General features: G+C 58.5%; 13 protein-coding genes. 2 read left to right on the top strand and 11 right to left on the bottom strand.

Features of this window, described 5'->3' with window-relative positions:
• Window positions 1–176 precede the first annotated feature (176 nt).
• The gene (locus tag G518_RS0112595) at window positions 177–941 is read left to right on the top strand and encodes an IclR family transcriptional regulator (RefSeq protein ID WP_028602850.1); all 765 of its coding nucleotides are present in this window, start codon (window positions 177–179) and stop codon (window positions 939–941) included.
• A gap of 56 nt (window positions 942–997) precedes the next feature.
• On the opposite strand, the gene G518_RS0112590 is transcribed toward G518_RS0112595, so the two are convergent.
• The 8 genes from G518_RS0112590 to G518_RS0112555 all read right to left on the bottom strand — a co-directional run bounded on the left by G518_RS0112590 (window position 998) and on the right by G518_RS0112555 (window position 9,020).
• The gene (locus G518_RS0112590) at window positions 998–1,765 is read right to left on the bottom strand and encodes an SDR family NAD(P)-dependent oxidoreductase (RefSeq protein WP_036594490.1); all 768 of its coding nucleotides are present in this window, start codon (window positions 1,763–1,765) and stop codon (window positions 998–1,000) included.
• 21 nt (window positions 1,766–1,786) lie between these two features.
• Window positions 1,787–2,740, bottom strand: a complete 954-nt coding sequence (locus G518_RS0112585; protein ID WP_028602848.1) for a branched-chain amino acid ABC transporter permease — start codon at window positions 2,738–2,740, stop codon at window positions 1,787–1,789.
• 12 nt (window positions 2,741–2,752) lie between these two features.
• Window positions 2,753–3,634: a branched-chain amino acid ABC transporter permease gene (locus G518_RS0112580; RefSeq protein ID WP_028602847.1), complete on the bottom strand. Its 882-nt coding sequence runs from the start codon at window positions 3,632–3,634 to the stop codon at window positions 2,753–2,755.
• A gap of 39 nt (window positions 3,635–3,673) precedes the next feature.
• On the bottom strand, window positions 3,674–4,384 hold the full coding sequence (locus tag G518_RS0112575; protein WP_028602846.1) for an ABC transporter ATP-binding protein: 711 nt from the start codon (window positions 4,382–4,384) through the stop codon (window positions 3,674–3,676).
• A complete protein-coding gene (locus tag G518_RS0112570; protein ID WP_028602845.1) occupies window positions 4,377–5,141 on the bottom strand; it encodes an ABC transporter ATP-binding protein in 765 nt (254 codons plus the stop codon). The genes G518_RS0112575 and G518_RS0112570 overlap by 8 nt, the downstream gene beginning before the upstream one ends.
• Window positions 5,142–5,176: 35 nt before the next feature.
• Window positions 5,177–5,935 (bottom strand): SDR family NAD(P)-dependent oxidoreductase, encoded by a 759-nt coding sequence (locus tag G518_RS0112565; RefSeq protein WP_028602844.1) that lies wholly within the window; start codon window positions 5,933–5,935, stop codon window positions 5,177–5,179.
• A gap of 119 nt (window positions 5,936–6,054) precedes the next feature.
• Window positions 6,055–7,269: an ABC transporter substrate-binding protein gene (locus tag G518_RS0112560; RefSeq protein ID WP_028602843.1), complete on the bottom strand. Its 1,215-nt coding sequence runs from the start codon at window positions 7,267–7,269 to the stop codon at window positions 6,055–6,057.
• 98 nt (window positions 7,270–7,367) lie between these two features.
• A complete protein-coding gene (locus tag G518_RS0112555) occupies window positions 7,368–9,020 on the bottom strand; it encodes a long-chain fatty acid--CoA ligase (RefSeq protein WP_245597964.1) in 1,653 nt (550 codons plus the stop codon).
• A 443-nt stretch (window positions 9,021–9,463) separates the two neighbouring features.
• Here G518_RS0112555 and G518_RS0112550 point away from each other — a divergent pair, with 443 nt between their 5' ends.
• On the top strand, window positions 9,464–9,868 hold the full coding sequence (locus G518_RS0112550; protein WP_028602841.1) for a phage holin family protein: 405 nt from the start codon (window positions 9,464–9,466) through the stop codon (window positions 9,866–9,868).
• Window positions 9,869–9,893: 25 nt separating this feature from the next.
• Here G518_RS0112550 and G518_RS0112545 read toward each other — a convergent pair whose 3' ends face one another.
• The 3 genes from G518_RS0112545 to G518_RS0112535 form a co-directional block, all read right to left on the bottom strand.
• A complete protein-coding gene (locus tag G518_RS0112545) occupies window positions 9,894–10,454 on the bottom strand; it encodes a hypothetical protein (protein ID WP_028602840.1) in 561 nt (186 codons plus the stop codon).
• Window positions 10,455–10,514: 60 nt separating this feature from the next.
• Window positions 10,515–11,312, bottom strand: a complete 798-nt coding sequence (locus G518_RS38455) for a glycine zipper 2TM domain-containing protein (RefSeq protein ID WP_051236536.1) — start codon at window positions 11,310–11,312, stop codon at window positions 10,515–10,517.
• A gap of 416 nt (window positions 11,313–11,728) precedes the next feature.
• Window positions 11,729–13,834, bottom strand: coding sequence for an acetoacetate--CoA ligase (locus tag G518_RS0112535; RefSeq protein WP_028602839.1), 2,106 nt, complete (start codon window positions 13,832–13,834; stop codon window positions 11,729–11,731).
• Window positions 13,835–13,856 lie beyond the last annotated feature (22 nt).

Raw genomic sequence — 13,856 nt, 5'->3', positions numbered from 1 at the left:
TACTCAAAGTCGGACATTTGCAAAACAGATCTCACTATGGGTTCGCTTGCATGGCCCCTGCCGATCAACGCGATCAACGCGATCAACGCACACAAGTCTCGGCCAAGCGCACGATAAGCACTCTATGATTCGAACATGGTCCACGACATAGCCTCGTTGAACGGTGGAGGGTTAGCATGAGCATCTCGCCGGTAAAGTCTGCAGTGCGCGTATTGGAGGTATTCGATTACTTCCGGCGCGAACGCCGCGCGCGCCAACTCAAGGAAATCTGCGAGGCCTTGAACTACCCGCAGTCCAGCGGGACGGCGTTGCTGAAGAATCTGGTGACCCTGGGCTATCTCAGCTATGACCGCACCACGCGCAATTACTTCCCCACATTGAAGATTGCAGCCTTGGGCGACTGGCTGGAGCAGGCGCTTTTTGGTCAGAGCCAGATCTTCGAGGTCATGCGTGACCTGCATAGCGCAAGTGGCGAAGCAGTTTCCGTGGCTCTGCAAAATGACGTGTACATGCAGTACATCCATGTCATTCAATCTATTCACCCGCTGCGCTTTCATACAGAAGAAGGCAGCATGCGCCCACTGACGCTGTCGGCAACGGGCTGGGTGCTGATGTCTGCCCACCCAGACCGCGAAGTAGATCGATTGATCCGTCGTGCCAACATTGCCACACAACCCGTTGCAGACCGCCAACCTATGGATTTGATGATGCAGCGCGTGCGAGAGGCGCGGGCCGCAGGTCATGCTTATGCAGAGAATTTACCTCTGCTGGGAGGAGCCACGCTCTGCGTCATGCTGCCGCTCAAAGTACAGGGCCGCTCCGTCGTGCTGGGCATGGGGGGAGCGCTGGAACGCATCCGCCCGCGCCGGCAGGAGTATCTGCAGCTCATGCAAGATCTGGTTTCTTCATTGAACGAGTCCGCTTCAATCCCAGAGGCTTGACCACCAAAAACTTGCAGCCGGCGCGATGCGGATAGGGCGTGTTCACGCCCTGAGAATCAGACGGCTAAATACCCGCCATCCACCGCGAGCGTTACGCCATTGACATAACTCGCCATATCGGATGCCAGAAACACGGCAGGCCGGGCAATCTCCTCGGGCTTTCCCAAGCGGCCCGAAGGGATGCGTGCCAAAAATCGCTCCAGCCGCTCTGGATTGGAACGTGTGGCATCGGTCATGGGTGTCACGATGACACCCGGCGCAATCACATTGACGCGGACACCGCTGCCTGCGAGATCGGCCACCATGGACTGAGACAGCAGGCGTACCGCAGCCTTCGACGCTGAATACCCCACGGCTTTTGGCTGGCCGTGAAAAGATGCTCCTGAGGAAATATTGATCACGTTGCCGCGCGTGCGGCGCAGCGCGGGCAGGAAGGCGTGCATGACATTGAAGACGCCGATCACGTTGACGTCCATTACCTTGCGCACGGCGGCGTGGGCGTTAGGGCTATCCAGCCCTTCGCGCAAGATCACGCCTGCGTTGTTTACCAAAACGTCAATAGGGCCGATGTCGCCCTCCACCTGCGCTGCCAATTTCACCACCGCCTCATTGTCAGTGACGTCCAAAGCGTAAACCCAACCCTGACCACCAACAGCCTGAACCTGGGCCAAGGTATCCGCGCAACTGGCAGCGTCTCGATCTGTGATGATCACACGGGCCCCGGCCTGAGCGTAGGCTACAGCAATAGCCTGACCAATGCCCCCAGCAGCACCGGTCACGAGGCTAAGGCGACCCTGAAGCAGGTTGGCGTTCGAGTTCGACATGCTATTCATCCAGAGCAGCAATCAACGGGCTTGCACAGACGCCGCTTTGCGCAGTGTGCGCTCGCGCCATTTGAACTGAATCTGACCGACGATGCCTTTTCGGAACAACATGACGACCACCACAAACACCACGCCTTGGATGATCAGAACCCATTCAGCGAACCCGGCCAGATAGTGCTCCATGGAAATGATGATCAGCGAGCCCACGACAGGGCCCAGAAGGGTCTGCAGTCCGCCGACGATGCAAATCAGAAGCGCTTCCCCTGAAGTGGTCCAGCTCACATCAGCCAAACTGGCCAGTTGAAAGGCCATGACCTTGGTCGCGCCTGCCAGGCCCGCAAGTGCGGCAGAAAGGGTGAAGGCCACCAGTTTGTAGCGGTTGACCTGGTAGCCCAGTGAGAGCGCACGCTGTTCGTTGTCGCGGATGGAGCGCAGAACCTGGCCGAACGGAGAGTAAACCGTGCGGTAGATCAGCCAGAACCCAAACCCCACCAAAGCCAAGGCCACGTAGTACATCGCCAGGTTATCTTCTGTGGAAATCACACCTAGGAACGTGGGGCGTGGTACCGATTGCAGGCCATCTTCTCCGCCCGTAAAGGGAAGGCGCAATGCCAGGAAAAACACCAATTGGGCAAACGCCAACGTGATCATCGAGAAGTAGATACCGTGACGACGGATCGCCAGCAGACCAGACAGGAAACCCAGCAAAGCAGCGACGCTCACTCCAGCGAGCACCCCAAAGATGCCGTCGACACCCCAGGCTTTGAGCACATAGCCTGCGATATAGCTCGATGTGCCATAGAACATGGCATGACCGAATGACAACAGTCCCACGTATCCGATCAGCAAGTTCAATGATGCGGCCAGCAAGGCGAAGCACATCAGTTTGATCAGAAACAGCGGATAGACCGCAAAAGGCGCCAGGCACAGCAGCACGATGCCCACGATCAAAAGATTTCGTTGCAGAGAACTCATGATTCGGCCCCCTCAATCATTGCGGCCAAACAGGCCATTGGGCCGGAAGGCCAGAGTCAAAATCATGACCACAAAGATCACCACACTGGCGCCTTCTGGGTAGAACACCTTGGTCAGCCCTTCGATCACGCCCAGGCCAAATCCCGTGATGATGGACCCCATGATCGAGCCCATGCCACCAATCACCACCACCGCAAACACGACGATGATCAGGTTAGAACCCATCAACGGACTCACCTGGTAGATAGGTGCAGCCATCACACCCGCAAAGCCGGCCAGCCCTACGGCCAACCCATAAGTCAACATCAACATTCGGGGCACGTTGATACCAAAGCTGCGCACCAGCGTGGGGTTTTCATTGGCAGCTCGCAGGTAGGCTCCGAGCTTGGTACGTTCGATGAAGTACCAGGTACCCACGCACACGGCCAGCGCCACGCCTATGACCCACAGGCGATACCAGGGTATGAAGGTGAATGAGAGATCCAGACCACCTTCCAGGGGATTGGGGTAGGGCTGCCCACTTGCGCCGAACTTATAGCGGAAAGCGCCTTCCACGAGTAACGCCACACCAAAAGTCAACAGCAGCGCGTAAACATGGTCCACGTGATAGAGATGGCGCAGGAACAGGCGCTCCATCAACACACCAAAAAGCGCCACCAGCAGGGGGGCCAGGATCAAGGCCCACCAATAACTGAGGCCAAAATATTCAAGCAGCCCCCACGCGACGAACGCGCCCATCATGTACTGCGCGCCATGGGCGAAGTTCACCACATGCAGCAGGCCGAAGATGATGGACAGGCCCAAGCTCATCAGCGCGTAGAACGCGCCATTGATGAGCCCTACGATCAGCTGCCCTACGAATGCCGACACCGGCACACCAAATATCGAATCCATTCGTCTTGTCTCCTTGTTCTACGGCTTCCAGGCGGGCACTCACAAGCCCAGCAAGGCTTCGATGCGTGCGCGGTTGGGCTCTATGTCGGCTTGCGCGAACTTGTCCTTCACCATGCCTTCTTCGATCACGTAGAAGCGATCAGCCAATTGCGAGGCAAAGCGGAAGTTCTGCTCCACCATGAGTACCGTAAAGCCTCTGCTGCGCAGCATGCTGACGGTCTGGCCAATCTTTTCAATGATCACGGGGGCCAAGCCCTCCGTACACTCGTCCAGCAGCAGTAACTTGGCCCCGGTGCGCAAGATGCGACCAATTGCCAGCATTTGCTGTTCACCGCCAGACAGCTTGGTGCCCGGGCTGGTGCGGCGCGTCTTCAGGTTGGGAAACAGCGTGTAGATCTCCTCCACACTCAATCCTCCAGGACGAAGCACTGGGGGGAGCATGAGGTTTTCTTCAGTGGTGAGACTGGCGAAAATTCCACGCTCTTCAGGGCAGTACGCCAGACCCAGATGAGCGATGGCTTCTGGCGGAAGACCAGTGGTGGACTGGCCATTGACTTCGATCTCACCGCCACGCTTTTGCAGCATACCCATGATGGCACGCAGCGTCGTCGTCTTGCCGGCACCGTTGCGGCCCAGCAGGCAGACGATCTCGCCTTCCCGGACCTCAAGGCTGATGTCATGCAAAGCTTGCGTCTCACCGTAATGCGCTGTCAGGTGAGATACGCGCAGGAAAGGTGCTGCTTCAGGCATGAGCGCCTCCTACGTAGGCTTCGATCACACGGGGATCGGTTGACACCTGTGCGTAAGTACCTTCTGCCAGGACCTGGCCTGACTGCAACACCGTTACCTGATCACACAGTTCTGCAATCACTTTCATGTTGTGCTCCACCATCAAAACCGTGCGCCCTTTGGCCACGCGTTGAATCATTTGCATGACCGGTTCAATGTCTTCATGACCCAGTCCGGCCATGGGTTCATCCAGCAAGATGAGCTCAGGCTCCAAAGCAATCGTGGTGACCAATTCCAGCACCCGCTTGCGTCCGTAGGACAGATCACCTGCTGGCGCATCAGCCCAGCGTGTCAAACCCACCATATCGAGCAACTCACGCGCACGATCGTCAAGCACGTGAAGGATGTTCTGGTTGCGCCAGAAGGCATAGTTCCATCGTGTCTTACGCTGCAGCGCCACCCGCACGTTCTCCAGCACCGTCATCTGGCTGAATACCGCAGATATCTGAAAGGAGCGCACGAGACCGCTGTCTGCAACCGTGGCTGGGTCGCTGCGTTCTATATGGCGGCCATTGAAAACGATGGTGCCCTCTGTGGGCTTCAGAAACGTCGTGAGCAAATTGAAGCAGGTCGTCTTACCCGCACCATTGGGTCCAATCAGCGCGTGGATGGAATGCCTGCGTACCCGCAGATTCACACCTTTGACTGCATAGAAACCGCGAAACTGTTTGCTCAGCCCTGTGGCCTGAAGGATGTAGTCGTCCTCGTTCTTTTTCATGCTTTGTCTCCCGGTTTTATCGGCCGTCTGCGCGTTCAGAGGAAAGCGTGTGTCACACCACCATCCACCTTGATGCACTCGCCCGTCACCCAACTGCTTTGGTCACTTGCAAGGAATGCCACGGCCGAAGAAATATCCTCCACCTCACCCAGGCGCCGCAGCGGCGTTTTGGCCAGGCGGAGCTTGACCTTTTCCGGGTCCACATTGATCTTGACGCCTTCGGTGGCCACGGAACCTGGGCCAATCGCGTTGACGCGAATTCCACGTGGGCCAAGGTCAACGGCAGCTGAGCGTGTAAGCCCAAGCACACCGGCCTTGACGCCGCAGTAGATCGTGGCTTGAGGAATCCCGAGGAAGGCCGCTGCAGAGGCAATATTGATGACGCTTCCACCTTGCTCCATGTAAGCCGATGCCGCCTGAATTCCCCAGACGACGGAATTGAATCCAGTTCCAACCATGCGCCCTACGGCTTCTGGCGTGAGGTCGTCAATCGGCCCGTAACGCACCCACATGGCATTGCTGACGAGCACGTCGAGCCGGCCGAATTTTTCCTTGAGCGCAGCTGCCGCATTCATCACCGTGTCGCGTTGAGCGACATCACCCCCGAAGGCAATGGCTTGGTGACCGGCTGCGCGCAAGGCTGTGGCGGCCTCCTCGGCCAGCTCCAGTTTCAGATCGAGCACACCAATGGCGGCGCCATCGGCAGCCAGGCGCTCCACGATGGCCCGCCCGATGCCTCGCGCGCCACCTGTCACCAGGGCCACGCGTCCTTGTAATGCTTGTGCTTGTGTCATGCTGTCGTCGTTACCGGAATAGTCATCAAAGGGAGCGATCTTCCGATCGTTCCTCTGGCAAGCCGCGTGAATCTATGAAGAACGCTGTGACGTGCACGCGGCCAGTTTGTTCGCGCTGATTACTTCTTGAGGAAGTCGCACGGGTTTTCATTGAGCGGGCGGAAGATCTGGTCCGGAGCGATCTCACCTCTGATGGTGTAGAGGTCGTTCTTGCCCTTGGATTCGGCAGGCGTCTTGACTTGCACCATGTAGACCGGACGCATGACCTGGCCGTCTTCGCGAATGGACACGTTCTTCATCTCGAAGTCGTTGATCGGCGTGGATTTCATCTTGGCCACGACAGCCTTGCCTTCATCCGTACCAGCCGCTTGCACTGCCTTGAGGTAATGCATCGTCGCGCTGTAGGAACCCGCCATGATGTATGTGGGAGGAACGCCTTTGTTGCGCTCGAGGAACCGCTTGGCCCAAGCACGCGAATCGGCATCGCGGTCCCAGTAGAACGGCGTGTTGATTTGCAATCCCTGACCCACGGGCAAGCCCATGGCGATGACAGTGTTGATGGTGGCACCGGTGGTTGTGACAATCTGACCGTTCTTGGTCAGGCGGTATTCGCTGGCCTGTTTGATGGCATTGCTCAGATCCGCCCCGGCGCTCAGAAACACCACGGCCTGCGCTTTGCTGGCCTGCGCCTGCAACAGGTAGGAGGAGAAGTCTGTAGTACCCAATGGATGCTTGACAGCGCCGGCCACCTTGCCGCCGCCAGCCTCGATGAACTTGGTGGCTTCGGCCTGCAATGCGGCGCCGAAAGCGTAGTCAACCGTCACGAAGAAAAATGACTTGACGCCTTGCTTCATCAAGCTTTGCACGGTGGCCTTTGGCATGGCGTAGGTGTCAAGCAGGAACTGCATATTCATGGGCGAGCAGGACTTGCCAGTCAGATCCGCGGTGGTGGTTCCGGAAATCAAGTACGGCTTGTTGTGCTGCTTCATCATGGTGCTCACACTCAGCGCGATAGCTGAAGTGGAGTTGCTGATGATGGTGTCGACCTTATCGCGCTCAATCCATTGGCGCGCGATGTTGGTGCCCACATCAGGTTTGTTCTGATCGTCTGCCACGACCACTTCAATCGTCTTGCCGTTGAGCTTGCCGCCAAAGTCTTCCACGGCCATGCGCACAGCCAACACTTGCCCTGGGCCGCCGTTACCGGAGTACGGGCCGGTCTGGTCACCCATGACACCGATGCGCACGACGTCATCGGAGATTTGCGCTTGGGAGGCGCCACCAAGTGCAAGCAGCGCTGCGGCAATGAGAGTGGTCTTGTATTTCGTAGTCATCGTTTGTCTCCGTGAAATGTTCAACATGTAAAAGGGCAGAAATGAATCTCTTATCGGGTATGGAAAGCTAAATTCTGGCGCTCGCTGCCAGCGAAACGTCAATCCACATCGGTCACGAGTCGGTGTTTTTTGAATTGTTCGCGCAGTTGCATTTTTAGTATCTTGCCGGTGGCGGTGTGCGGCAGCTCCTCCATGAATACGACTTCATCGGGCAGCCACCACCGAACCACCTTGTCTTTCATATAAGACAGAATTTCTTCACTGGTGGGCGCCTCACCGGGCTGCGGCACCACGATCAGGAGCGGCCGCTCCTGCCACTTGCTGTGGTTCACACCGATCACGGCGGCTTCGCGTACCTTGGCGTGTCCCAGCGCCGTGTTCTCCAGATCGATGGAAGATATCCATTCACCACCGGACTTGATCACGTCTTTGCTGCGATCGGTGATCTGCACATAGCCATCAGGATCTATACAAGCGACATCACCCGTACTGAACCAGCCCTCTTCATCAATGGCCGTTCCTGCCGCATTGCCGTAGTAAGCTGATACCACCCAGGGGCCGCGCACGCGCAGCTCCCCTACGTGTTTTCCATCGTGCGGTAGAGCTTCGTTCTCTGCATTGAACACACCCACCTCTAGCCCAAATATGGCACGCCCCTGCCGACACTGCACATCGAAGCGCTGCTCCAGGGACTGCCCTTCGTGGTGCGGCAAAAGATTGCCAACGGTTGCCAGCGGGCCGGTCTCAGTCATGCCCCAGGCCTGGATCACATAGGCGCCGAATTCATGCTCGAACCGTTCGATGATGGGCCGCGGTGCGGCTGAGCCGCCCACGACCACCCGTTGAAGACGAATGTCTTTCAGATTCAGCGTGGCGCGGTGCTGGTCGATGTACTGAAAAAATCCCAGCCATACCGTGGGCACGCCCAGGGAGAAGGTGCAAGCTTCATCACGCATCAACGCGTAAAGACGCTCACCTGTCACCCCGGCACCGGGAAGAACCAACTTGGCACCACACATCGCCGCAGCGTAGGGCACGCCCCACGCGTTCACATGGAACATAGGTACTGCCAGCAAGACGCTGTCTCGCGCGTTCAGTGCCAGCCCGTCTACGGCGCAGGCTGCATAGCTGTGCAATACCGTCGAGCGGTGGCTGTAGAGCACGCCTTTGGGATTGCCCGTGGTGCCCGAGGTGTAGCACATGGACGAAGCAAGGTCTTCGTCAAACTTGGGCCAGACGTAGTCGTTGCGGCCGGTGGCTAAAAGCGCCTCGTATGCGCACAAACCCGGTAGATCCAGTTTGGGCAGCTGCTCCTGGTGGCACAGCGCTACGTACCGCTTCACTTTGGACAACTGCGGCGCAAGCTGCACAACCAGATCTGCAAAATCCAGATCAAAGAACAATGTTTCGCCTTCGGCGTGTTCGATGATGTAGCGAATCTGCTCAGGAAACAGGCGGGGGTTCACGGTGTGCAAGACAGACCCCATGCCCGCCACAGCGTAGTACAGCTCCAGATGGCGGTCGGTGTTCCACGCCAGCGTGACCACCCGCTTCGAGGGCTTGAGCCCTCCGGCCTGCAACGCGCTGGCCAGTTGGCGAGCTCGGCTTTCGACAGTACGCCAGTTGCTGCGGCGCTGCTCACCTGCGTGCAACTGTGACACGATCTCCACGCTTCCATGGTGGATGGCCGCGTGCCTGATCAGGCCCGATATCAGCAGCTGGCTCGGTTGCATCAACCCCTGCAAACTCATGTTGTCTCCGTATCTGGCCCTTGGCTGGGTCAGAAATTTTTATCATGAGGCCTCATGGAATTTACATGCCGGCCGGTAAGTAATCGCATGCTAGCAGCACTGCCGCAAATAAACAATCGGCAGGTAAATTTCCAAGCTAAGTATTTACCCGAGTATGCGGCGAGACATTTTGAAGAACGAGCGGGCAACCCCCATCCGCGCTGGCGTTGGATTGACTTCAGATATGAATTCGAAAGGCTTATGTGCGCCAAGCTCTGCGATCTGAAGCTTCCGATCCCGCCCAAGGGCCAACACCCTAAGGCGTGTTCGAGGGAGCCATCATTCACTCTGTAGTGAACATGCTTCAACCCGATACCGGCCGGCCTACGGCAAAATGGCGCTTTATCAGCGCAGCTTTGCAGCACACTCGCTTCATCGCGGCTGGAACAAGTTAAAGATTTTTCATGCTGACCAACCTCACCCCGTTTCTAGTCCAGTGGGCCATTACTGCTCTCGCGCTCTGGGTCGCCAGTTACATCTTCAAGGGTGTGAAATTCGACAGTACCGGGGCGCTGATTGTCTCGGCGCTGCTACTTGGCTTTGCCAATGCCATCGTGAAGCCGCTGCTGGTCATCCTGACTCTGCCACTCACCGTTATCACCTTCGGCCTGTTTTTACTGGTGGTCAATGCCTTGGTCATTCTGCTGGTGTCCGCCCTGGTTAAGGGCTTTCGCCTTTCAGGCTTCTGGACCGCCTTGTTCGCCAGCCTGTTCGTTTCGGTGCTCAGCTTTCTCATCGGCGCCCTGGTCACGGGAGATGATCCGAGCATGAACATCCAGATGCCACCGGGCGCCGAAACCTGGCTCTAGGACGTACTTAGGGCGTGTTAACGCCCTAATCCAGTTTGGTCGCACCTTCCAACCCCAGCACCAGGGGTTGTTTGGTGTCGCCGGCGTTGTGCAAGCCGGATGGCGTCAGCTTGAGGTTGCGCGCCGTGAAATGCACAAAGCCATTGGCCTGAGCCACTGTCACGCTGCCCGTGGCATGGTTGGAACTCCACTCCAGGATCTTCTGATTGGCGACATCAGCGTAGACCACTCGCACCTTGCGCCCGGCAGCATCAGGTTTGGCGGCAAGCTGATAGACACCCGCAGCGGGACGCGGCGTACCGAAATCCAGGGTGAGCACCTGCAACTGGTTGCTGGATGCCAGCACAAATGCCTGAGGTGTAGCCAGATAGTTCAGCCCAGCCTTCTGGGCATAGCGCTTGGCACCTGCTTCGGCCCGTAACTCGCCAAAGTTGTACCAGCCGTTAGGTCCCGCATAGAGCTTGCTCTTGGGATTGGTAAAGCGGTCATCCGAGGCCTGAGGCACATTGCTCCAGACATCGGCAGCGGGCTGCGCATTTGCCAAAGAGGCCAACATCAACGCGGAACAGAACAAGAGAGCGCGCACGGCAGAACTCCTCAAGACGAGTGGAGCGCCAAGATATCACATGGCTTTGCAAATTCGCAGCTAGAAACCGATTCCGAAGCCCACATGTGAGCCCCAGTGGCGATGGCCACCCCAGCCGCGGCCGACTGAAAGCGAGACACCCACAGGAGTGGAGTAAACCGGAGCAGGCACATACACCGGCGCCGGTGCGGGCACGTAAATGACCTGCGGCGGTGCAACCGGATAGGTCTGCTGGTATTGCGGCGGGTAGGGCTGCGGATATGCAGGGGCCGTCACGACCGCACCAGGCGGTAAACGGTTGGCCCCAGGGTATGACGGGTAGCCATTGGGCAATGGATAAGCCCCTGCCGGCGGCTGCGGCGCCACCGGGTAGCTTTGAACCTGCGACTCGTTATAGGCGCCATAGACGTTATCCGGCGCAGGAACCTGCACCCAACCGCCGGGATCACCCGCCATACGGGTCTGATAGTGCCGCCCGCCAATCTCGTAGCTGACATCGTAAGCCGTGACCCGGTTTTCATAGCGCGTAGCGCATCCACCGCCATAACCCTGTTGGGCCTCGGCCGTATTCCCCAACGCAGCGCCTCCCAGCACGCCCGCAGCCGTGGCCAGGGCCCGGCCATCACCACCACCAAATGAGTTGCCAATCACACCACCGATCACGGCACCCAACACGGCTCCCACGCCGGATGGTGCGCGGTAAGCCCCGGGCGCGCACCCTTGCACAGGCACAGCTTCCCATACCGGGGCCGACGAAACGACGCGCGCCGTGACCATGGGCTGCGCACTGGCAGCCGCGGCCATCAGCGCCACGGACGCCGTGGCAAGTAATTTAGGGGTCAGGGCAAATCGTGTCATGGCTTCTCCGCAACCGATGGGGAAAACTACAGTCTGCATTTTGCAGGCTGTTGTTGCTAAAACGCCGATTCGTGATGTCAGGCCGACTACCTTTACATCCTGTTCACGAAATTAATGTGGTCCTTGCCGCCGTGTACTAGGGCGTGTTCACACTAAATTCACCCTCGCGTGAGGCTCTGGCGAGCCGCAATCAAGGCGCAAACCGCAGCCGGGTTGGACACCCGGCGAGGGTTTGCGCGGCCGGCGTCGGCAACGCCGAGTGCGGTTTGCCAGAGCCTCACCCTTCGGGCCGGGGTTTGCCGGGCCGCATTGCCACGCTGCGCCTCTTGCAAAGGATCGCACCTTGGCGGCACGGCGCGCCTTGCACTGCAGCCCGGCAAACCCCGGCGCGAGGGTGAATTTAGTGTGAACACGCCCTACGTCATTTGCCGCTGTTTCGCGAGGTCCACATACCAATCCAGGCTTTGCGGATTGGCCATGGCCTCGCGGTTCACCACTTTCTCGAGCGGTTGCCCCAGGAGCAGCTTCTTGATGGGCAACTCCTGCTTCTTGCCTGACAGGGTTCTAGGGATCTCGGACACCTGGAAAATGTCGTCCGGCACGAAGCGCGGGCTCAAGGATTGCCGAATAGCCGCATTAATGCGCCCCTTTAGCGCTTCGTCCAGCGTCATCCCCGGGCGCAACACCACGAACAGCGGCATATAACTGTCGCGCCCCAGATATTCCAGATCGACCACCATGGAATCGATCACCTCGGCAATGCCTTCAACCGCGCTGTAGATCTCGCTGGTGCCCATGCGCAAGCCATGGCGATTAATGGTGGCGTCGCTGCGACCATAGATCACACACCAATCGCCTTGACCCTGCTCATCGCCCACCCGCAGCCAGTCCCCGTGCCGCCACACACTGCCAGCCGATGCATCCAGGTCTCCGCCACCCGGACGACGGCCATGGCCCGGCGGGTACATCTCGAAATAGCTCGCCCTGTAGCGCGCACCTTCCGGATCGTTCACCAGGTACAAGGGCATGGAGGGCATCGGTTGCGTACAGATCAGCTCTCCCACCTGGCCGGTCACCGGCTCACCAGCCTCGTTCCAGGCCTCTACTGCGGCACCTAGCAAGCGGCATTGCATGTCACCCGGCGACTGAGGTAGTTCCCGACTGCCCCCAATGAATGCACCCGCAAAATCCGTGCCCCCGGAAATGTTGCACCACCAGATGTTTTCTTGCTCTGCGGTGCTGGCAATGCGCCTGAACTGGTCCGAACCCCACTGCTGCACATCCGGTGCAAGCGGTGACCCTGTTGAACCCAGAGCCCGGACGCGGGACAAATCCCCACAGTCAGCCAGATCCACAGATGCTTTCATGCAACTGGAATAAAACGCAGCGCCTGCACCAAAAAAACTGGCCTGATGGCGGGCAGCAAACCGCCACAGCACCGTCCAATCTGGCGCCTCCTTGCTTCCTCCGGGGCTGCCATCGAAGATGACGCAGGTCGTACCAGAAAGCAGCCCGGCGACTTGAGCATTCCACATCACCCAGCCGGTGGAGCTGTACCAATGAAAGCGCTCGCCGAGCGTTTCCGGCTCATAGCTGCAGCCCACATCATCGTGCAGGCGCAGCTGCATCATCATGACCATGATCATGCCGCCATGTCCGTGCACGATGGGCTTGGGCAACCCGGTGGTCCCGCTGGAATACACCACCCAGACCGGATGATCAAAAGGCACCCACACCGGCTCGAACGCTGTGGTCTGTGCATCGTCGCGAGCGATCGCCTCATCGAAATCACACACTCCTTCGATCAGGTGGGTGCTTTTCAGGTTACGGTAGACCAGCGTGTGGGTCACGGAGGGCAGCGCCTTGCGCAGTTGCTGCACCACCTCCGTACGATCAATGTCCCGCCCGGCCCAAGTCACGCCATCACAGGCAATCAACACCTTGGGCTCAATCTGCGTAAAGCGGTCAAGGACCGCGTTGGTTCCCATATCCGGGGCACATACGCTCCACACCGCACCGATGCTCGCAGTAGCGAGGAATGCGATAGCGGTCTCTGGAATATTGGGTAAGTAGGCCGCCACGCAATCACCGGGCTGGACACCTTGGGCGCGCAAATGCAGCGCCAGCGCCGCCACTTGGCGACTCAACTCTGGCCACGACAACTGACGCGCTTCGCCCTTTTCGTTATCGCTGATGAGAGCAAGCTGGCCTGCAGCGTGCGCAGGCTCCGCGTGCCGGAGTACCTGGCGCGCATAGTTCGTCTGCGCGCCAGGAAACCACTTGGCGCCAGGCATCACATTGCGCTCCAGCACCGCGGTATGAGCTGTGGGCGATTGCAGATCCAGGTAATCCCAGATGCTTTGCCAAAAGGCATCCAGATCGGTGGTCGACCAGCGCCAGAGGTCGTGATAACTCTCAAATGAGAGGCCGTGCTTTTCGTGCAACCAGTTCTGATAGCGCCGGATTTCAGGAACACGGGCGGAGGCGACAGGGGTGCGTGTACTGGGGCTGACGATGCTCATGCGTTGGATTATTGAGGCGGCG

Source organism: Ottowia thiooxydans DSM 14619 (assembly GCF_000422885.1).
Lineage (GTDB): Bacteria > Pseudomonadota > Gammaproteobacteria > Burkholderiales > Burkholderiaceae_C > Ottowia > Ottowia thiooxydans.
This window is presented reverse-complemented; position numbering and strand designations above follow the sequence as displayed.

What these genes read in the sequence shown, in the direction of transcription:
- G518_RS0112555 (WP_245597964.1), bottom strand. Translation starts at nt 9,020, where the DNA reads ATGAGTTTGCAGGGGTTGATGCAACCGAGCCAGCTGCTGATATCGGGC.
- G518_RS0112590 (WP_036594490.1), bottom strand. Translation starts at nt 1,765, where the DNA reads ATGTCGAACTCGAACGCCAACCTGCTTCAGGGTCGCCTTAGCCTCGTG.
- G518_RS0112575 (WP_028602846.1), bottom strand. Translation starts at nt 4,384, where the DNA reads ATGCCTGAAGCAGCACCTTTCCTGCGCGTATCTCACCTGACAGCGCAT.
- G518_RS0112550 (WP_028602841.1), top strand. Translation starts at nt 9,464, where the DNA reads ATGCTGACCAACCTCACCCCGTTTCTAGTCCAGTGGGCCATTACTGCT.
- G518_RS0112535 (WP_028602839.1), bottom strand. Translation starts at nt 13,834, where the DNA reads ATGAGCATCGTCAGCCCCAGTACACGCACCCCTGTCGCCTCCGCCCGT.
- G518_RS38455 (WP_051236536.1), bottom strand. Translation starts at nt 11,312, where the DNA reads ATGACACGATTTGCCCTGACCCCTAAATTACTTGCCACGGCGTCCGTG.
- G518_RS0112580 (WP_028602847.1), bottom strand. Translation starts at nt 3,634, where the DNA reads ATGGATTCGATATTTGGTGTGCCGGTGTCGGCATTCGTAGGGCAGCTG.
- G518_RS0112595 (WP_028602850.1), top strand. Translation starts at nt 177, where the DNA reads ATGAGCATCTCGCCGGTAAAGTCTGCAGTGCGCGTATTGGAGGTATTC.
- G518_RS0112585 (WP_028602848.1), bottom strand. Translation starts at nt 2,740, where the DNA reads ATGAGTTCTCTGCAACGAAATCTTTTGATCGTGGGCATCGTGCTGCTG.
- G518_RS0112565 (WP_028602844.1), bottom strand. Translation starts at nt 5,935, where the DNA reads ATGACACAAGCACAAGCATTACAAGGACGCGTGGCCCTGGTGACAGGT.
- G518_RS0112570 (WP_028602845.1), bottom strand. Translation starts at nt 5,141, where the DNA reads ATGAAAAAGAACGAGGACGACTACATCCTTCAGGCCACAGGGCTGAGC.
- G518_RS0112560 (WP_028602843.1), bottom strand. Translation starts at nt 7,269, where the DNA reads ATGACTACGAAATACAAGACCACTCTCATTGCCGCAGCGCTGCTTGCA.